Source organism: Microcoleus sp. A6-C6 (assembly GCF_036705955.1).
GTDB lineage: Bacteria > Cyanobacteriota > Cyanobacteriia > Cyanobacteriales > Microcoleaceae > Microcoleus.
Map to the genome: position 1 here is coordinate 1 of NZ_JAUBVR010000020.1, position 18219 is coordinate 18219.

The following is an 18219-nucleotide window of genomic DNA, read 5'->3' on the forward strand; positions in this document are numbered from 1 at the left end:
CCCAAACGGCTGTGCTTTAACTCTATAATTTCTATTTGTCAAGTACAATTTATACCAAATTAGATGAGCTTACCCTGCTAAATGAACTTGTTCGCGAAACCACGCTAAAACCTCATCATCTAACCAGATTGCGATCCGAGTTTTCCCAGGTAGTGTTGGATCGATCGCCCCTCGCTTACCCCGACTAAAATCATACTTTGTTTCCATAACTATTCCTCCTCGTACTGCTCTCGCTATGTTGGCTTTGCTACGAATGCCGGATAGGTTTTGTGTGCATCTGCATAAATCCTAAGTGCTACAGACATTTGCTGTTGGGCACTTTCTCCTTGTGCCTGAAACCAAGCAAATGTTTCAGCATCGACTTGAACTGGCATAGTAATAGCCGACTGAGGCATTCGTAATTGCCCTCTAGTAAAGAACTCCTCCGATAGTGGTGGAATATCGGAAGTATCGATATCTTCATCGCTCATTGCGTCGATTCTAGCCCAGTCGGTTTTTGAGGTATTGTTCATAGCATCTGCGTTCATAAGACAGTGATTTTCGTAATGAGATAATGCGAACTGTTTCCTCATCAGGTTCCGTGTAGACAACAACTACAACTCGTCCATCAAGTAAACCAATACCGATACATCGATCTTCACCATAATCATCCCGCTCATCTAATTCGACAACCATCGGTCGGTTGAAGATACGAAAAGCATCAGCGAAGTCAAACCCATGCTTTGCAAGGTTGCTTTTGTTTTTGCGATCGTCCCACTCAAACTTCATGAACTTAAGTCTAGCACATGAGCCAAGTTTAGAGCAAAAGTACCAAGATTTGACCACCAAGCAGAATTAAAATTCGATCGCCCTTTGCTTACCCTGACTAAAATCATATTCTGCTTCCATGACTATTCCTCTCCCTCTTCTTTCTCTTCCTCTGTGCCCTCTGCGCCCTCTGCGGTTCCTTCAATCTTTCCTATATTAATCTCAATCTTTTTATGCTGGCGTTCCGAAGCAGATTTTTGCAACATTTTCAACCGTTCCGGGTCAGCATCCGATCGCCAAAACAACCTATGACCCTTAATTTTAACGCAATTGTCCTCCAAACACTTCACCCATTCCCGATATTTCTTAACCACAGAACCATCAAAAATCCCTAACTTTGCCTCTTGGCGGGTGAGTTTCGCGAACTTTTCGTAATGCGGATAATTAGGATTAACAAAAGCTTCTTTTTTAACTAAAATTGGCGGATTGTACGCATCTGAATAGTCTTCGTAGCTGACAGAAAGGTCGCGCAAATGTATGTGCATAGCCCTGTGGAGGACTGGATGCGGGTTAGTGTCAAAATCGGGATAAAATAAATAGGATATCTGCGGTTTCCGAGTGTGAAATTTGATAATTGTAGCGCCGTCAAGCCTGCCAATTGTGCGGTTAGCGCAGCCTTCGTAGAGTCGCAGCAAAGGGTCGAGTTCTTCTAAACATGAGACGTGAACTGAAAGGGAACCGGGTTGTTTATAGCCGATCGCGCTATCCTCGCAACAATCCGCCACAATATCAGCTTTGCCCAAACTGTATAGCATTAAATCTGCCAAAGTGCAAGCTTTTTGATAACTGTCAAACAAACCCTTAATATCATTGCGGATTTGAGCCGGAAGCCGGCGCATCGAAGGACGCACCGCGTCGTCATCCTGTAGGGAATAGCCCAAACGGTTGAGAGCGAGATATACTAGCAAATCCTGGCGGCGCTTGTCGGCGATTGTCTCCCAATCATCCGCGTCGGTAGCTTGCAAAATCACCCTCCAAGCGCGGTTAAAACTGTGAAATTCCTGCTTAATTGGCGATTCTTCCGCTAATTCGCCTTTCACCGGCAGGCGGCCCCGATCGCTCACAAAAGCCATCAAAGGAGCCAGTATTTCCGCATAATCCTCAAAGCGCTTGACTTGCGATCGCACTCTGGGAGTCGATAAGCGCGATCGAAACCGAGAAGCCCGAAAACCCTCACCCGCCGTCGCATCCCGAAACACAAAATAAATCCCCAAAGCCACAGGAATCGCATCAACACCCAACACTTGGTCTATATAAACCTTCAACTCTTCCTGTTCGTAATACTTCTGAAAAGTATTGCGAGAAGTAATCACCCCATCGCCGTAAGCAATTTGACCGCGAGCCGGATCGTCAATCAAAACCTGAGCCGCCACCACCAATAAACTCTTAGTTAATTCCCAAGCATTCAGCAAAGCTTCTCGGCGTTCCGCCAAAGATTCAATCACATTAATTATATAACCAATATTCACAATATCCGCAGAAATTCGCGGAGTATCCGGCTGATAATATGGGTCCCAACCCGTAGCAGCATAACCCTCTTCCGCAATACATTTAATATCGCCACCGTAACCACAACCGTAATCAAAGAAAGTCATCCCATCAAAAAACAAATCAGATTCCAAAACCAGGCGCACAGGTTTAGAAATAGAGTTTCGCACCATCGCAGCTTTGTGCCGCTCAATTTTAGGATTTGATAACTCGCTATTTTCCTGTTTCAAACATTCGACAACAGCATGATCTTGAATTTCTACACCGCAATATCCCAAATATTTGAGCCAACCATCGCGAGTGCCGATCACGCTAGTATTGTCCAAGAGTCCCCACTTTTGCTCGCTGCGAGTCAGTCGAGCAAATTTTTCGTAATTGGGATAATCCGCAGTTACAAAAGTTTCCTTTCGGTGCAAAACCGGGGGATTTTCGCTGTTGCTGTAATCGAAATATTTAACTTCCCCAGTTTCCAGATTAATTTGGATGCTGGCTTGCAAAGCAGGGTGAGCATCTGTATCGAAATCGGGGTAAAAAAGATAAGAGATTTTAGGTTGCTGGAGTGAGAATTTAACTAAATTTGCTTCATCAATATTTTCGAGATGCTGTCTGGCGCAATTTTCGTAAATTCTAAGTACAGGGTTGAGTGCGGATAAAGCGGAAATGTGAATATAAAAAGCTGTTGGTAATTTTTTACCGATTTTGCTTTCTCGACAGCAGCGAGCTACTTTTGCTACCAGATTTTCAACATAAAAAATATCAATTTCGTCGGACGGACACGGCACAGCATTTACAGAAGTTTCCCCAGAAATAGCATTGTTTTCATACAATAAAACTTCCTGAGCAAAAGCCCTCAAAGGCGTTAGAATTTCTCCATTGTTTTCTAATGAATCGGTATATAAAATAGGGTTTGTATCGGTATCGTAAGTCATAGATAAACTCATCGATTTTTTACATTAACCGCAGATAACACAGAGGAAACTGAGCCGGTGCGTCAGGGAGAACATTCTTCGTTTTTTGTCAAAAAATCCGCCCTGACGCACCCTACAATAACTAAAAAACAGACTTAAATATCAACCAAACATTCGAGTTTCTACAAATTTTTTAACCCGTGCTAAATGACTCGACAAACTCACTAATATGTTTTCAACGCCCTCAATAGTTAACAATCCCGAAGCTAGCGGTTCAGATTGAAAGCCTCGCGCTTGATGCTCCAATTGTGCCGCTAAATCCGACATTAGAGCAACTCCCACATTAGCAGCAGTTCCCTTTAGACGGTGTGCTTGATATTCCACAGCTTGCCAATCTCTAGCTTCTACGGCAATTTTGGCAGCAGCTATATCAGCCTGTGCGTTGCCGACAAATGCTTGCAAAAGTCGATCGGGCAATTTAACATTAACCCGTCCGAGTTGCTGCAATCGGTTCCTGTCGAACAGTCCGTCGCAGTCTGCGTGTTCCCAAGCTTGAGGTGCGATCGCCCTTGGTGCCGGCACAGCCACAACTTCCGTTTCTTCCAAAATTTCTGTATGCTTTATTACTAATTGAGGATTTTCTGCCAAATTAATACTTTTAACTCCATACTTATTTTTAAACTCAACATTTTGGGATTCATATTTTTTCAGCGCCGTCGCCAAAGCATCTAAATCTACAGGTTTGCTGAGATAATCGTCCATCCCAGCCGCCAGACACTTTTCTCGTTCCCCCGGCATTGCGTGAGCAGTTAAAGCAATCACAAAAGTATGCCGATCGCCTTTTTCTCGTTCCCTCAACTTTTTTGTCGTTGCATAACCGTCAAGTATTGGCATTTGACAATCCATTAACACCAAATTATAGGCTTTTTCTGCCAGCAAATCCAGCGCTGCTTGACCGTTAGCGGCGCAGTCAGCCTGATAGCCTAAAGCTGCCAATTGTTCGACAATAACTTGTTGATTGATCGGGTGGTCTTCTGCGAGCAAAATTCTCAGCGATGACGGCGAATTAGGAGTTATATATTGAGAATCAACTGCTGGGAAATTGCAAGTATTAGCAGCCTCTAAGCTCCCAAACTCTCCCCTTTCCTTAACCGACGCCAGCAAAGCTTCAAGCAGGCGAGAAGGCCGCACTGGTTCGATTAAATAGCCGCTAAACCCCACACTACAAAGTGCTTCAGCTTTCGCCTGTTCCCGCAAAGCAGTCATGGCGATTAACGAGCCAACTGTTGAGAGCGATCGCACTTTCAAACCAAATTCCTCAGCATCCAAATCCGGCAATTGCAAATCCACCAGCACCGCATCGCAGCATTTTTCCCCTGTCGCCGAATGCCGATCGATCCCGCCCTGAGAATTTTGCAACCAAGTCAAAGCAGCAGCAGCAGTTTCTGCCTCGTCGCAGCGAGCACCCCAACTTTGAGCGAGCGATCGCACCGCCGCCCGCCTCAAAGCGCTTGCAGAGACTACTAATAGCTTCTTGCCCGCAAGTTTGGGAGTCTGAGGCTCAACTTGCAACTGTTTTTCCAAAGGTACAGCGAACCAAAAAGTCGAACCGTTGCCGAGAAAACTGCGCACCCCAATCGAACCTTCCATCATCTCTACTAACTGCTTGCAAATCGCCAAACCCAAACCCGTGCCGCCGTACAGCCTAGTTGGAGAAGCGTCTACCTGAGAAAAAGATTGGAACAGTTTTGTCTGGCCTTCCGGCGAAATTCCCATCCCTGTATCCCGCACCGAAAATAGCAATTTCCCCCCTTGTTTGCAGTCTGCCAGTTGCCGATCCCGCTTGACATTTATGTGAACAAAAACTTGACCGCTATCGGTAAATTTTATCGCATTTCCCGTCAAATTTAGCAAGATTTGCTTCAACCTACCAGAGTCGCCAACTAACTTTTTCGGCACCGAACTGTCAACTAAAATATTTAATTCAATACCTTTTTTTTCTGCCAAAGGCGCTACCATTTCTATCACCGATTCCAGGCAGATATCCAAATCAAAATCAGCCTTTTCTAGCCGGAATTCTCCAGCTTCTATCTTAGAGAAATCGAGGATATCATTAATTACGCTCAGCAAATGTTCAGCACTGTGGTAAATAGTCTGAGCGCACTCCCGTGGTTTCGGTTCCAGAGGAGCGCGCAGCAGCAATTGAGCCATGCCCAAAACCCCATTCATCGGAGTGCGAATTTCGTGACTCATATTCGCCAAAAATTGCGACTTAACCCGGCTCGCTTTCAGGGCTGTTTCCCGCGCTTCCACCAACTCATTAATCTTGTCGGCTACCATCACCATTCCCCCCACTTTCCCGTCGGGATTGTACCAAGGGTGAGCTGCCCAGCGCAGGTACATCACAGAGCCGTCTGCTCGTTCCCAAGCATCTTCGCTCACAGAAACTACCTCACCCTTTAACACTTGTTGATACATCATTTTCCACCGATTTGGCGTATCTGGAAACAATTCGTAATGATTGAGATTAGTCAGGGACTGCCACTCGAAATTAAATTGAGTCAGCCATTGGTGAGAGTTAGCTAAATAGCGCATTTCTGTGTCGAACATCGCCATTGCTACGGGCACGCAGGCAATAATTTGTTTCAGTTGCTGCCGTTCTCTTTCTAGAGCGTATTCGGCTTGTTTGCGATCGCTAATGTCGCTAATCATGCCTGCCATCCGCAGCGCTTTTCCTTGGGAATTTCGCTGAGCTTTTCCCTGAGAAGTGCAGTAGCGGTAAGCACCAGAGGAGTGCAGCAGTCGGAATTCTACATTGTAGTCTATTTGTTGTTCTAAGTGAGCGCCGATCGCCCGGATGATGCCGTCCTTGTCCTCTGGGTGCAGGCGGTGGTAGAGAGCATCCATAGTGCTGCCAAATTGCGATCGCGCCAAACCGATAATTTCCAAAAGGCGATCGTTCCAATAAACCTCATTTTTACTTAAATCCCAATCCCAAATTCCGTCGTTCACTCCCTCTAAAACTAACCTGTATCGTTCCTCGCTTTCCTTAAATTTTTGACTGGTATAAAACGCCTCTGATTCGGCGCGGTAAACGCGAATGGCATTCTGCAAACTGCGGGACAAACTATCAGCAGACATCTTGCCTTTAGCGATATAATCAGAAGCTCCAGCCTTCATCAATTCCACAGCAATTTGTTCATCACCTTGCCCGGTGAGCACAATTAAGGGAACTTTCAGCCCAGATTCCCGTACATTTTTTACCAAACTCAGTCCGTCTCCGTCCGGCAAGCGGTAGTCGAGGAATACGCAGTCAAATTTGCAGTCAAATATCTGATTTAATAGCGAATTTTCTGTTTCCTCAACCTCGCTTAACTGTTGAGATTTATCTGGATGCGAGAGTTTCGCCGCTGCTCTACTAGAACTTTTGCTGACCGATAGTTTTGCCAGAGCATCGGCGCAGTCTTCTGCTTCAGTAACTTCTACCGAAACCCCAGCAGACTTGAGCGAGCGTTTGACCGTCATCCGATCGACTTCATCGTCATCAACTATCAGAATTTTAAGAAGTTTGTCCATAACAACCGAATTGTGGATTGAGCTGAAAAAGCTCCGGCATAGCAAAGATGAATGTGAAGCATCTGTGCGGAGATTTAAAAGCGTTTATTGGAAGTGCGAGCTTATATCTAGCAATCGGGGACGCTTGCACTAATACAAGAAAACTGTGATTATCCCAACTAATTAATACAAATGTACCGCCCAAAAAAGTCACAACAGCCACCTGGAAAAATTTTGGTTAAATTTTAGAAAATTTAGGGAATTTCACTCAGCATCCAGTATTTGTTGAGAGTAGCCATAACTTCCACAAAGTTAGAAAAAGTGACAGGCTTAAGAATATAGCCAGCTACATTCAAATTATAAGCTTCTACCTTATCTCTATCTTCATTAGAAGTGGTGAGGACGATCACGGGAATCGACCTCAAAGTTTCATCCAGCCGCAATTCTCGCAAAAATTCAATGCCGTTCATTCTCGGCATATTCAAGTCGAGCAAAATCAGTCGGCGCGCTTGAGGCATTGCCGGCTCTATTTTGCTTTCTTGGCGCAATATAGCCAGAGCTTCTAATCCGTTTTCCGCCATGTACAGGGGGTTGACGATGTTATTTTTTTTGAACGCTCGCCGGACGTTCATCACATCTACCTCATCATCTTCCACTAAGAGGATATGAATTTTTTTTCCTTCCATAAATTAGCCATTTTATAGATGTTTTTTAAGCGACAGTATCCTTGGCGGGGTTCAGTCAGCACGATCGCGAACCCAGCAGGTCTAATCTCTATTGTGCTTTGTCAAGAATCATTATGCCTCAACCGATCGCAGTATCTATCCGCAGGCGTAGTCGCCACTGCTGGGGGCATGAGTTTTGGTCGATCGGCAAAAACTCGCCAATTATGCCCGATCGAGCTACGGTAAAATCTAAAACTCAACTACATTATTAATCGCCATGTCAGCCGGACGCAAACTCTACGAAGGCAAAGCCAAAATCCTCTACTCCACCGAAGACAGCGAAATTTTGCTGACCCACTTCAAAGACGACGCCACCGCCTTTAACGCCCAGAAACGGGGCAGCATCACCGGCAAAGGCGAAATCAACAATGCCATATCCGCCCACCTGTTTCGGATGCTAGAAGCCAAAGGCATACCCACCCACTTCATCGACACGCCCGCCCCCAATCAAATGCGAGTCTGCCGCGTCCGCATCTTGCCCTTAGAAGTCGTCGTCAGAAACATTGCCGCCGGTAGTCTGTGCAAACAAACCGGAATCGCCCTCGGTACAATTGTCAATCCGTCGCTGGTCGAGTTTTATTACAAAAACGACGATTTGGGAGACCCGCTGTTGACCCGCGGCCGATTGCAGTTAATGCAGCTAGCCACCCCGGAACAAGTAGACCAACTAGAAATCGCCGCCCGCGAAATTAACGAAATACTCAAAGAATTTTTCACCCAGTGCGGCATTACCCTGGTAGACTTCAAACTGGAATTTGGTATCGACCAACATCAAAATTTGATTCTCGCCGACGAAATCAGTCCCGACACCTGCCGCCTGTGGGACAACGCAGAAACCGACCCCGACGCCCGTGTGATGGACAAAGACCGATTCCGCCGCGACTTGGGATCGGTAGAAACCGCTTACCAGCAAGTTCTCCAGCGGGTTCTAGCTCAGAAAGTCTAGAGGCTTGAAATGCGCTACAATTGCGCAGTTTGTAACCGTTATACCTTCGATGTCAGCAATCAGCGGTCAACAGTCATCAATTAGCGGTCAGCGCGAAATTCAACCGACTTAATCACTAATGACTAATGGCTAATGACTAATGACTAATGACGAATAATGTGGTGTGTGTCGATTGCCCAAAAGAGTGAACAAAAATGCGCTTATCTGCTGTATTGGTGGCAGTTCTTACTGTCTCAGCAACATTCGGACTATCAAATTCGGCAAGCGGTCAAACATCCTACTCTGAATCAACAGAGGAAGCTTTGACTGCCGTTACCCCCGCCCCGTCGATCGAATTATCCGATCGCCCCGTTCCAGAATTAACCCAAAATCTTCCTCAAAACCGCAAAGCAGCTAAAAGCAGCAAAGCGGAAGCCCTAAAAATAGTGGCGGCCCCTGGTAGAGGAGAGAACGATCGCGAACCCCCAAACCGAGTCACAGACCCGGCAACCCCGGTTTCGCCCGTTGACCTGCAACTCAAACCTGAGATAGCATCCAATCCCCTCGCCTCTAGCAGCCAAAACGCTCTGCCAGAGGCACAAATGGCTAGCCCGCTCCCCCCCTCGGAGACCGCAGTTTTGCCCGCCTGGGTTGCGGTAGAGCCTCGGAAACAGGATGAATCAAGGGCGATCGCTCAAGACATCCAAGTTTCTCCCAGACAGGTCCCAGAAGTATCAGGGGCGATCGCTCAAAACGCCCAAATTCCCCCCATACCAGCCCCGACCAGGCCACCAGCTAACACCGTTCCGACATTGCCATCGGGCCCAGCAGCACCGCAGCCCAGACCAGCCCCCGCACCAGCCGGGGCAGCAGAACCGCAAGTGCTAGTTGCCGAAGTTACCATTACCGGGGCAACGGGAGACCTGCAAAGCGAGATTTACCGAGTCATCAGCACCCAACCGGGACGCACGACCAACCGCAGCCAACTGCAACAAGACATCAACGCCATTTTTGCCACAGGCTTTTTCAGAAACGTGCGGGCAGAACCCCAAGACACCCCATTGGGCGTGCGGGTGACTTTTATCGTGCAGCCAAATCCGGTGCTGCGGGGAGTCAAAATCACCGGTCAGCAAGTGCTGCCCCAAACCATAATTGACGACAGCTTCCGCGATCAGTACGGCAAAATTCTCAACCTCCGCCGCTTTGAGGAGGGAGTGAAAAAAATTAATGCTTGGTATCAAGAAAACGGCTATGTTTTGGGCCAAATCACTGATGCGCCGCAAGTCGCAGATGACGGTACTGTCACCCTGGTAGTGGCAGAAGGCCAGATCGAATCCGTTGATGTCCGCTTCCTGAGCAAGGAGGGAGAGGCAACGGATGCGACCGGTCAGCCGATCGGAGGTAACACCCGCCGTTATGTCATTACCCGCGAAGTACAACTCAAGCCCGGAGACATTTTTAACCGCACCAAGGCGGAAAGGGATTTGAGGCGAGTGTTTGGTTTGGGGATTTTTGAAGACGTGCGGCTGGCCTTGGAACCGGGAACTACTGACCCCCGCAAGGCAAGGGTAATTGTCAACGTCATTGAGAAAAATACTGGTTCTCTGGCTGCGGGTGCGGGTTTAAGTTCCGCGACGGGTTTGTTCGGTACGGTGAGTTACCAGCAGCAAAACTTGAACGGTAGGAACCAAAAATTGGGGGCTGAAGTACAAATCGGGGAACGCCAAACCCTGTTTGACTTGAGTTTTACTGACCCCTGGATTGCGGGCGATCCTTACCGGACTTCGTTCACGGCTAATGTTTTTAGAAGACGATCGATCAGCGTGATTTTTGACGGTGGCGAGAGAGAAGTCAGATTGGCAAATGACGATCGACCCCGCATCGTCCGCACCGGCGGCGGCATCAATTTTACCCGTCCCCTCTCGCGCGATCCTTTTGCAGATTCTGAGTGGATAGCTTCACTCGGTTTGCAGTACCAGCGAGTCTCAATTACCGATCGTAAAGGCAGACGAGAATCCAAAGACGAACTCGGCAACCAGCTAAGTTTTAGCAATTCCGGTTCCGACGACTTGACAACAATCCAAGCAGGTGCTGTGCGCGATCGGCGTAACGATCCCCTCCGCCCCACCAGCGGTTCCCTGCTCAGATTTGGCATGGAACAATCGATTCCTATAGGTTCCGGCAGCATCCTGCTTAACCGTCTGCGCGCCAGTTACAGCTTTTACCTACCAGTCAAGTACACTAACTTTACCGCAGGCCCCCAAACCCTGGCATTTAGTTTAAAAGCCGGCACCGTATTCGGAGATTTGCCTCCCTACGAAGCCTTTGCCTTGGGTGGCGCCAACTCGGTACGCGGATACAACGAAGGCGACATGGGAGCAGGCCGCAGCTTCCTAGAAGGCAGCGTGGAGTACCGTTTCCCGATTATTTCGTTTATCGGCGGAGCGCTATTTTTGGATGCTGGCACAGACTTGGGCACGGGCAAAGATGTCCCCGGCGACCCGGCAGGTGTCCGCAGAAAGCCCGGTAGCGGTTACGGTTACGGCGTCGGCGTGCGGATTCAATCTCCGTTAGGGCCGATCCGGATCGATTACGGTATCAACGACAGCGGCGACAATCAAATTCACTTTGGGATTGGTGAAAGATTCTAATTACAGTTGACAGTTGACAGTTGACAGTTGACAGTTGACAGTTGACAGTGGTCAGTTGGCAGTTGGCAGTTGGCAGTTGGCAGTTGGCAGTTGGCAGTTGGCAGTTGGCAGTTGGCAGTGGTCAGTTGGCAGTTGGCAGTGGTCAGTTGTTATTAGTTACGAGTAATAAGTAATAAGTAATTGGTAATGGGTGATTGGTAATTACTAATTCTTCCCCTCTTCCCTCTTCCTTCTTCCCTCTTCCCTCTTCCCTCTTCCCTCTTCCTTCTTCCTTCTTCCTTCTTCCTTCTTCCATGACTCAAAGTACCTTAAAATCTGAATTTGAATTGTCAGGAATTGGTTTGCACAGCGGCGCACAAACTCGCGTCCGAGTCTTGCCCGCTGCGGCTGGAGAAGGCCGCTATTTTGTCAGAATTGACTTGCCCGGTGCTCCGATAATTCTGGCAAAAATTGAGGCGGTTGGTCAGACTGCGCTTTCTACTGAACTGGTAGGTGCCGCAGGTGCTCAAATTCGCACTGTAGAGCATCTATTAGGCGCTTTGGCGGGGATGGGAGCGGATAATGCTCGAATTGAGGTGGATGGGCCGGAAGTGCCTCTGCTGGACGGTTCGGCTCAGGTTTGGGTAGAGGCGATCGCCCATACCGGCCTAATTGCTCAAGCATCCCAGGAAGATCAAATTTCCTCATTCGTCCTGACTGAGCCGATTTGGGTGCGTCACGGGGATGCTTTTGTTGCAGCCCTACCGTCGGATCAAACTCGGTTTAGCTACGGAATTGATTTTGAGGAACAGGCGATCGGCAATCAATGGTACAGTTGGTCGCCAGAGGTAGAAAGTTTTGCGACGGCGATCGCCCCAGCCCGCACTTTTGGACTTGCTCGGCAAGTTGAACAATTGCGACAAGCAGGTTTGATCAAAGGTGGTACCCTAGATAACGCCCTTGTTTGCGATCGATCCGGCTGGCTCAACCCGCCCTTGAGATTTCCCAACGAACCGGTGCGCCATAAAATCTTAGACTTAGTAGGCGACCTCAGTCTGCTGGGAACTTTGCCAAAAGCTCATTACTTGGCTTACAAAGCCAGTCACAACCTCCACGTCCAACTCGCCAAAGCCCTGAACTCCCAAGCTTCAGCCGTGCTACAACCAAGTTAGAACAGGTTCGAGCTTTCTTTACAGTTATAGTTTGCAGTTACAATTCACAACCCAAGACGCGATCCCTTGCCTTTATATAGCAACGGCGAAGGCGCTTAGGACGTTCTTAATTGCTGAAACCATTGCAGTGAATTTCTTCTCTGGCGACGACAACTAAAGCCTTCCTTCTTCCTTCTTCCTTCTTCCTTCTTCCTTCCTTCTTCCTTCCTTCTTCCTTCTTCCTTCCTTCTTCCTTCTTCTTTCTTCCATACCACACTCAAAAGTCTTCAAGCAATGTCCACGCTGACTGAAGTTAACACCCTCAATACTGCCAATTCTGAATCCGTTCCCACCGAAAACGGCGAAGATTCTCCAGCGGCTAAATCTACTTTTACTCTCGAAGAAATTCAGAAAATATTACCTCACCGCTATCCCTTTGCACTGGTAGACAAGATTGTTGATTATGTGCCGGGAGTGCGGGCTGTAGGAATTAAAAATGTGACTTTCAACGAACCACATTTTCAAGGGCATTTCCCCGGAAGACCGATTATGCCTGGGGTCTTGATTGTCGAAGCGATGGCTCAAGTTGGCGGTATTGTTCTCGCTCAGTTACCGGACATCGAGCAAGGATTGTGGATGTTTACCGGGATTGATAAAGTCAAGTTCCGCCGTCAAGTAGTACCGGGCGATCAGTTGCTGATGACTCTAGAATTGCTGTGGGTAAAACGCCGCCGCTTCGGAAAAATGCAGGCGATTGCTGAAGTGGATGGACAAAAAGTCTGTGAAGGAGAATTGACGTTTTCGATGGTAGATTAAATTTGCTAATGAGGAATTGGCAATGGAAATTGGTAATGGAAATTGGTAATGGGTAATGGGGAATGGGTAATGGGTAATAGCTAACAACTAATAACGGTTTGGCTAAGCAAAAATGCAAATTATCAATTATCAATTACTAATTACTAATTACCATCTAAGTAAATCCACCTAATTAAATAACGTAAAATACTGGTCGCTAAAAAGCTTGCTGTGTATATCTTCTTCCTTCTTCCTTCTTCCTTCTTCCTTCTTCCTTCTTCCTTCTTCCTTCTTCTTCCTTCTTCCTTCTTCCTTCTTCCTTCTTCCTTCTTCCTTCTACTTAAAAACTGACAAATGCTTACTTTGATTCACCCAACTGCTGTGATTCATCCCCGCGCCGACCTGCACCCGACTGTAGAAGTGGGCGCTTATGCTGTAATTGGGGAAAGAGTGAAAATCGGGCCGGAGACTAAGATTGGTGCCCATGCAATTATCGACGGACTAACAGAAATAGGTGCTCATAATCAAATTTTCCCTGGTGCGGCGATTGGTTTGGAACCTCAAGATTTGAAATATGAGGGTTCTCTGACTAGGGTGACAATTGGCGACAACAATGTGATTCGGGAATATGTGACAATTAACCGCGCTACTGGAGCGGGGGAAAGCACCACAATTGGCAATCATAATCTATTGATGGCCTATGTTCATGTTGGTCATAATTGCGATATTGCCGATCGAGTAATCATCGCCAACGCCGTAGCCCTCGCCGGACACGTTAAAATTGAGTCCCAAGCCCGACTCAGCGGGGTTTTGGGCGTGCACCAGTTTGTCCACATCGGCCGCTTATCCATGATCGGTGGCTTGAGCAGGATCGATCGAGACGTGCCCCCTTATATGCTAGTCGAGGGGAATCCTTCGAGAGTGCGAGCTATCAACAAAATAGGCCTCGAACGCGCCGGTTTAACCCCAGAAGATTTGCTAGTTTTAAAGAAAACTTTTCGGATTTTATACCATTCTGGCTACACTCTCAATCAAGCTTTAGAACAGTTTGATTTGTTACCGGAAAACCCCCACTTGCTGCACCTGCGGAGATTTATACAGCAGTCTATCAGCAAAGGGCGGCGCGGTTTGATTCCTAGCAAGAAGTGAATCATCCTAAATCTGGGTTAAATAAGACTCGGCGGTTGAAACCGCGACTATACAAACAAAGTCCGCAGCAGAGGGGGACTCAAGAATTAAGACTCGGCGGTTGAAACCGCGACTATACAAACAAAGTCCGCAGCAGAGGGGGACTCAAGAATTAAGAGGTATTAAAGCCAAATTGGTTATGAGGTAGAATGAAGCTATTAACTAAACGATTGTTAAGTTATGAATGTATATACTTCAGTCAAATATACATCTCCTGAAACAGAACAAGATGCCTGCATCAGATTTTCAGATGTTAGCTGGGAGCAATTTGAAGCGATAGAATCAGCGTTTAAAGATATTGGCAATGTAAAATTTTTCTATCTCGATCGCATCCTGCAACTTATGACTGTCTCGCCGGAACACGAAATCATCAAAAAAACTCTCTGTATGCTGTTAGAGGCATACATGAGAGCAAGCGGGATTCGATTTTATGGCAAGGGCGGGCCGACTCTGGGTAACAGAGATTTGGGAGGTAGAAAAGAGCCGGACGATTCCTATGACATAGGAACCCCAAAAATAGTCCCAGATATTGCTATTGAAATGGTAATTACTAGCAGTGGAATAGACACTCTAGAATTTTACAAACGATTGGGAGTTCGGGAAGTTTGGTTTAGGCAAAACCACCAGTTATCTATCTACTACTTGAGATGTGAAAATTACGAGAAAATTACCCGCAGTAAATTTTCCCCTGAACTCGATTTAGAATTACTGCTGCGCTGTGCTAATATGCCAGATCAATATGATGCTGTGACTGAATTGCTAGAACAAATCTCACCTGTTTAAAGCCAGAGTTAAATTAACAAATATGAAAATTTTTATCAGCACTGGTGAGGTTTCGGGCGATTTGCAAGGAGCTTTGTTAGTTGCTGCCTTAAAACGTCATGCTGTCGCCGCTGGTTTGGAGTTGGAAATAACTGCATTGGGCGGGCCGCAAATGGCGGAAGCTGGGGCTACTATTTTAGGCGATACTGTGGGCATTGGTTCTATGGGTATTATAGAATCTATACCCTATATTTGGCCAACGATCGCAGTTCAGCAAATAGCTAAACAATATCTAAAAAAATCACCCCCCGATGTTGTTGTATTGATTGATTATTTGACTCCAAATCTCGGTATTGGTAGCTACATTCGCCGCTATTTGCCGGATTTGCCTGTGGTTTGGTACATCGCGCCTCAAGAATGGGTTTGCTCGATTTCTCCTCGCAATACTGAATTGATTGTTAATATTGCCGATCGCATTTTGGCGATTTTCCCCGAAGAAGCTCGTTACTATCGCGCAAAAGGCTCTCAAGTCAGTTGGGTTGGCCATCCTTTGGTGGATAGAATGCAATCTGCGCCCAGCCGGGAAGTTGCCCGCAAAACTTTGGGAATTGAGCCGGAACAGGTGTCAGTCGCTCTAATTCCCGCTTCTAGAAAGCAAGAACTCAAGTACCTGATGCCGGTGATATTTGAGGCTGCTCGAATTATTCAAGATAAATTGCCGGAGGTTCATTTCTGGATTCCGGTTTCTCAAGCAGCTTTTCGCAGCAAAATCGAACAAGCTATTGGGAATTATGGTTTGCGGGCTACTTTGTTGGAAAATCAAAATCTGGAAATCTTGGCTGCTGCCGACTTTGCGATCGCCAAATCTGGTACTGTTAATTTGGAATTAGCTTTGCTCGACGTTCCGCAAGTTGTAGCCTACCGCGTCAGTCGGATTACGGCGATTATTGCTCGCCACGTGCTGAAATTGTCGATTCCTTTTATCTCTCCGCCCAATTTGGTGCAAATGAAGCCGATCGTCCCAGAGTTGCTGCAAGACGAGGCTACTGTGGAAAATATAGTTTTCCATGCCCTGGAATTGCTGCAAAATGCCGATCAACGCCAGCAAACCTTGGCGGATTATCGGGAAATGCGGGAAAGTCTCGGAGATGTCGGTGTGTGCGATCGCGCGGCTGCCGAAATAATCAAAAATGTTAAAATAAATACAGCTTCTTAAAACAATTTTACTATTGAAATGTTATGCCTAGCTATCGGAAAAAGCGACCGATCGCTGTTGATTTATTTGCCGGCGCAGGCGGCATGACGCTGGGCTTTGAACAAGCAGGTTTTGATGTACTTGCATCAGTCGATATTGACCCCATCCACTGCGCCACCCACGAATTCAATTTCCCGATGTGTTCTGTATTGTGCAAAGATGTCTCAAAGCTGACAGGATCGGAAATTAGGAAACAATCTGCGATCGGCAGGCGCGAAATCGACGTAGTAATCAGCGGTTCGCCCTGTCAAGGATTCTCGCTGATGGGCAAGCGCGATGTAGACGATCCGCGAAATTCTCTGATTTTCCACTTTCAGCGCTTAGTTTTGGAGCTAAAACCCAAGTTTTTCGTTATGGAAAATGTGCCGGGAATTGTGGCGGGCGAACACAAAGAACTCCTGAATATTTTAATTAGCTCTTTTCTGGAAGCAGGCTATCAAGTAGAAGAAAAATATCAAGTTCTCAACGCCGCTCATTACGGAGTACCACAAGCTCGCAAACGATTGTTTCTGATTGGTTGCAAAAAAGACTACGATCTGCCAAAATATCCTCAGCCAACTACTTTTTTGCCTAAAAAGAAACTTCCTAAACGCTATAAAAAAGTTAATTTACCTGCTGTACCGACAGTTTGGGATGCGATTGGAGATTTGCCGGAAGTAGAAAAGTACAGCGAGTTACTGCACCGAGATTGGGTAATAGCGGAGTACGGAAAGTGCAGCAGCGATTACGCGAGTTTGTTGCGCGGATTCGATGATTTTGAAAATGATTATGCTTACGATCGCCAGTACGATCGACAAATCCTCTCATGCAGTCGGCGCACCAAACATTCTCCCGAATGTATGGAAAGGTTTGCAGCCGCAGCCTACGGCGAAAAAGAGCCGATCAGCCGTTTTTACAAGCTGCACCCTGACGGAGTTTGCAACACTCTCAGGGCGGGAACCGACAGGGCGAGGGGCGCTTATACTTCGCCAAGGCCAATTCACCCGATCGCGCCTCGGTGCATTACAGTCAGAGAAGCAGCGCGATTGCATTCCTATCCTGACTGGTTTAGATTTCACGTCACAAAATGGCACGGTTTTCGCCAAGTCGGAAATTCTGTACCGCCACTATTGGCGAAAGCTGTAGCAGCGCAGATTATTAGCGCTTTGGGCGTGAAAGTAACCAAACCGAGTTTCAAGTTTCTGGTTGGAGATGATTCGTTACTTAAACTAAATTGGTCGGAAGCAGAACAACATTATCTGAAAGTATAGACTAAGACGATGCGCGTGCTCAAGTAAGTGCGGGCGGCCCTACACTGTATCATTTAGCACAAATCGATGACTGGGACGAGATGTCCCCGGTGGTTAAACAAACCGGGAATGTATTCGGGCGCGTTGTGGAGTTTTTGCAACGTGACAGTGGGAACTACTTCGACTACGCGCCTGCTATCTGCGGCATAGCGATCGTCCCCTACATAAAATAGCAACATCAACATAGGGATACCATTGGAGATTTGAGATTCTGAAAGTCTGCCGGGAAAACATTTTGAGAAATTTCGCTTAGTTTTGCAACAATTAGGAGTCTTTTGGCATTCTAGAGCTATCGTGTAAAAAGTGTATTTTCAGGAGACTACTATGGGTTGGTTTAAAAGACTGTTCGGACTCGAAAAGCCTGAAGCCCCGGCTGAACCGATGGCACAAGTAGTACAGCAAGCAGCACAAGCGCAATCCATCGCTCCTGCTAAAGTCGGCCCAGACGGAAATTTTGACGAAAGTGGCCTGGCGAAGCGGGTGGCTTTGGCTTTTGACGGCGATTCAGCAGTTGCTGATATCGAGACTGTTTATGTGGCTCAGCTCAGCAGCACGGTTGTTCTCAAAGGTCAAGTTCCCAGTCAGGAAATTCTCGACAAGTTAGTGGCGATCGCCTCTGCTGAAGAGGGCGCAACAAACGTACAAACCGATCAAGTGACAGTCGGGTAGTTCTTCGGATCTCAATCTGTTTCGCTCTGAGTACGATCGAATTAGTCAAAGCTCGATTAAACCCGCTACGGC

General features: G+C 47.1%; 19 protein-coding genes. 10 read left to right on the plus strand and 9 right to left on the minus strand.

Annotation, left to right across the window (positions count from 1 at the left end):
* Positions 1 to 69 precede the first annotated feature (69 nt).
* The 6 genes from QUB52_RS10720 to QUB52_RS10745 form a co-directional block, all read right to left on the minus strand.
* Positions 70 to 207 carry a hypothetical protein gene (locus QUB52_RS10720; RefSeq protein WP_332973208.1) on the minus strand — a complete coding sequence of 46 codons (138 nt, stop codon included), beginning with the start codon at positions 205 to 207 and terminating at the stop codon, positions 70 to 72.
* 26 nt (positions 208 to 233) lie between these two features.
* Positions 234 to 527, minus strand: a complete 294-nt coding sequence (locus tag QUB52_RS10725) for a BrnA antitoxin family protein (RefSeq protein WP_332973206.1) — start codon at positions 525 to 527, stop codon at positions 234 to 236.
* Positions 481 to 768 carry a BrnT family toxin gene (locus tag QUB52_RS10730; RefSeq protein WP_332973205.1) on the minus strand — a complete coding sequence of 96 codons (288 nt, stop codon included), beginning with the start codon at positions 766 to 768 and terminating at the stop codon, positions 481 to 483. Before QUB52_RS10730 ends, QUB52_RS10725 begins: the two co-directional genes overlap by 47 nt.
* A gap of 122 nt (positions 769 to 890) precedes the next feature.
* On the minus strand, positions 891 to 3224 hold the full coding sequence (locus tag QUB52_RS10735) for a DNA phosphorothioation-associated putative methyltransferase (RefSeq protein WP_332973204.1): 2334 nt from the start codon (positions 3222 to 3224) through the stop codon (positions 891 to 893).
* A 141-nt stretch (positions 3225 to 3365) separates the two neighbouring features.
* The gene (locus QUB52_RS10740) at positions 3366 to 6779 is read right to left on the minus strand and encodes a response regulator (RefSeq protein ID WP_265236762.1); all 3414 of its coding nucleotides are present in this window, start codon (positions 6777 to 6779) and stop codon (positions 3366 to 3368) included.
* 233 nt (positions 6780 to 7012) lie between these two features.
* Positions 7013 to 7444 (minus strand): response regulator, encoded by a 432-nt coding sequence (locus tag QUB52_RS10745; protein WP_265236764.1) that lies wholly within the window; start codon positions 7442 to 7444, stop codon positions 7013 to 7015.
* An 18-nt stretch (positions 7445 to 7462) separates the two neighbouring features.
* Between QUB52_RS10745 and QUB52_RS10750 the strand changes: the two genes are divergently transcribed.
* From QUB52_RS10750 to QUB52_RS10760, 3 genes are all read left to right on the plus strand, one after another.
* Positions 7463 to 7669, plus strand: coding sequence for a hypothetical protein (locus tag QUB52_RS10750; protein ID WP_265236766.1), 207 nt, complete (start codon positions 7463 to 7465; stop codon positions 7667 to 7669).
* 31 nt (positions 7670 to 7700) lie between these two features.
* Entirely contained in the window at positions 7701 to 8429 is a 729-nt protein-coding gene (gene purC, locus QUB52_RS10755) for a phosphoribosylaminoimidazolesuccinocarboxamide synthase (protein WP_265236768.1), read from the plus strand.
* A 194-nt stretch (positions 8430 to 8623) separates the two neighbouring features.
* Positions 8624 to 11059 carry a BamA/TamA family outer membrane protein gene (locus tag QUB52_RS10760; protein WP_332973203.1) on the plus strand — a complete coding sequence of 812 codons (2436 nt, stop codon included), beginning with the start codon at positions 8624 to 8626 and terminating at the stop codon, positions 11057 to 11059.
* 142 nt (positions 11060 to 11201) lie between these two features.
* Here QUB52_RS10760 and QUB52_RS10765 read toward each other — a convergent pair whose 3' ends face one another.
* The gene (locus tag QUB52_RS10765; RefSeq protein ID WP_332976173.1) at positions 11202 to 11354 is read right to left on the minus strand and encodes a hypothetical protein; all 153 of its coding nucleotides are present in this window, start codon (positions 11352 to 11354) and stop codon (positions 11202 to 11204) included.
* Here QUB52_RS10765 and lpxC point away from each other — a divergent pair.
* A complete protein-coding gene (lpxC, locus tag QUB52_RS10770; RefSeq protein ID WP_265236775.1) occupies positions 11353 to 12210 on the plus strand; it encodes a UDP-3-O-acyl-N-acetylglucosamine deacetylase in 858 nt (285 codons plus the stop codon). The two genes, QUB52_RS10765 and lpxC, sit on opposite strands and share 2 nt — an antisense overlap.
* Before the next feature lie 106 nt (positions 12211 to 12316).
* Here the strand turns inward: lpxC and QUB52_RS10775 are convergent, their stop codons facing one another.
* Complete coding sequence (locus QUB52_RS10775) at positions 12317 to 12466, minus strand: hypothetical protein (RefSeq protein WP_332973201.1); 150 nt, start codon at positions 12464 to 12466, stop codon at positions 12317 to 12319.
* Positions 12467 to 12483: 17 nt separating this feature from the next.
* Here QUB52_RS10775 and fabZ point away from each other — a divergent pair, with 17 nt between their 5' ends.
* From fabZ to QUB52_RS10800, 5 genes are all read left to right on the plus strand, one after another.
* Positions 12484 to 13005, plus strand: coding sequence for a 3-hydroxyacyl-ACP dehydratase FabZ (gene fabZ, locus QUB52_RS10780; protein ID WP_332973200.1), 522 nt, complete (start codon positions 12484 to 12486; stop codon positions 13003 to 13005).
* A gap of 333 nt (positions 13006 to 13338) precedes the next feature.
* Complete coding sequence (gene lpxA, locus QUB52_RS10785) at positions 13339 to 14133, plus strand: acyl-ACP--UDP-N-acetylglucosamine O-acyltransferase (protein WP_265236782.1); 795 nt, start codon at positions 13339 to 13341, stop codon at positions 14131 to 14133.
* Positions 14134 to 14352: 219 nt separating this feature from the next.
* The gene (locus QUB52_RS10790; protein WP_265236784.1) at positions 14353 to 14955 is read left to right on the plus strand and encodes a Uma2 family endonuclease; all 603 of its coding nucleotides are present in this window, start codon (positions 14353 to 14355) and stop codon (positions 14953 to 14955) included.
* A 22-nt stretch (positions 14956 to 14977) separates the two neighbouring features.
* Positions 14978 to 16150 (plus strand): lipid-A-disaccharide synthase, encoded by a 1173-nt coding sequence (lpxB, locus tag QUB52_RS10795; protein WP_332973198.1) that lies wholly within the window; start codon positions 14978 to 14980, stop codon positions 16148 to 16150.
* A gap of 23 nt (positions 16151 to 16173) precedes the next feature.
* Positions 16174 to 17439 (plus strand): DNA cytosine methyltransferase, encoded by a 1266-nt coding sequence (locus tag QUB52_RS10800; RefSeq protein ID WP_332973196.1) that lies wholly within the window; start codon positions 16174 to 16176, stop codon positions 17437 to 17439.
* A 53-nt stretch (positions 17440 to 17492) separates the two neighbouring features.
* On the opposite strand, the gene QUB52_RS10805 is transcribed toward QUB52_RS10800, so the two are convergent.
* A complete protein-coding gene (locus QUB52_RS10805) occupies positions 17493 to 17663 on the minus strand; it encodes a chemotaxis protein CheW (protein ID WP_332973195.1) in 171 nt (56 codons plus the stop codon).
* Between the two features lie 139 nt (positions 17664 to 17802).
* Here QUB52_RS10805 and QUB52_RS10810 point away from each other — a divergent pair, with 139 nt between their 5' ends.
* Entirely contained in the window at positions 17803 to 18147 is a 345-nt protein-coding gene (locus QUB52_RS10810) for a BON domain-containing protein (protein WP_265236791.1), read from the plus strand.
* Positions 18148 to 18219: the final 72 nt, after the last annotated feature.

Excerpts from the sequence above, each read along its gene's own strand:
- QUB52_RS10720 (WP_332973208.1), bottom strand. The coding sequence starts at position 207 with ATGGAAACAAAGTATGATTTTAGTCGGGGTAAGCGAGGGGCGATCGAT.
- QUB52_RS10725 (WP_332973206.1), bottom strand. The coding sequence starts at position 527 with ATGAACGCAGATGCTATGAACAATACCTCAAAAACCGACTGGGCTAGA.
- QUB52_RS10730 (WP_332973205.1), bottom strand. The coding sequence starts at position 768 with ATGAAGTTTGAGTGGGACGATCGCAAAAACAAAAGCAACCTTGCAAAG.
- QUB52_RS10735 (WP_332973204.1), bottom strand. The coding sequence starts at position 3,224 with ATGACTTACGATACCGATACAAACCCTATTTTATATACCGATTCATTA.
- QUB52_RS10740 (WP_265236762.1), bottom strand. The coding sequence starts at position 6,779 with ATGGACAAACTTCTTAAAATTCTGATAGTTGATGACGATGAAGTCGAT.
- QUB52_RS10745 (WP_265236764.1), bottom strand. The coding sequence starts at position 7,444 with ATGGAAGGAAAAAAAATTCATATCCTCTTAGTGGAAGATGATGAGGTA.
- QUB52_RS10750 (WP_265236766.1), top strand. The coding sequence starts at position 7,463 with ATGTTTTTTAAGCGACAGTATCCTTGGCGGGGTTCAGTCAGCACGATC.
- purC (WP_265236768.1), top strand. The coding sequence starts at position 7,701 with ATGTCAGCCGGACGCAAACTCTACGAAGGCAAAGCCAAAATCCTCTAC.
- QUB52_RS10760 (WP_332973203.1), top strand. The coding sequence starts at position 8,624 with ATGCGCTTATCTGCTGTATTGGTGGCAGTTCTTACTGTCTCAGCAACA.
- lpxC (WP_265236775.1), top strand. The coding sequence starts at position 11,353 with ATGACTCAAAGTACCTTAAAATCTGAATTTGAATTGTCAGGAATTGGT.
- QUB52_RS10765 (WP_332976173.1), bottom strand. The coding sequence starts at position 11,354 with ATGGAAGAAGGAAGAAGGAAGAAGGAAGAAGGAAGAGGGAAGAGGGAA.
- fabZ (WP_332973200.1), top strand. The coding sequence starts at position 12,484 with ATGTCCACGCTGACTGAAGTTAACACCCTCAATACTGCCAATTCTGAA.
- lpxA (WP_265236782.1), top strand. The coding sequence starts at position 13,339 with ATGCTTACTTTGATTCACCCAACTGCTGTGATTCATCCCCGCGCCGAC.
- QUB52_RS10790 (WP_265236784.1), top strand. The coding sequence starts at position 14,353 with ATGAATGTATATACTTCAGTCAAATATACATCTCCTGAAACAGAACAA.
- lpxB (WP_332973198.1), top strand. The coding sequence starts at position 14,978 with ATGAAAATTTTTATCAGCACTGGTGAGGTTTCGGGCGATTTGCAAGGA.
- QUB52_RS10800 (WP_332973196.1), top strand. The coding sequence starts at position 16,174 with ATGCCTAGCTATCGGAAAAAGCGACCGATCGCTGTTGATTTATTTGCC.
- QUB52_RS10805 (WP_332973195.1), bottom strand. The coding sequence starts at position 17,663 with ATGTTGATGTTGCTATTTTATGTAGGGGACGATCGCTATGCCGCAGAT.
- QUB52_RS10810 (WP_265236791.1), top strand. The coding sequence starts at position 17,803 with ATGGGTTGGTTTAAAAGACTGTTCGGACTCGAAAAGCCTGAAGCCCCG.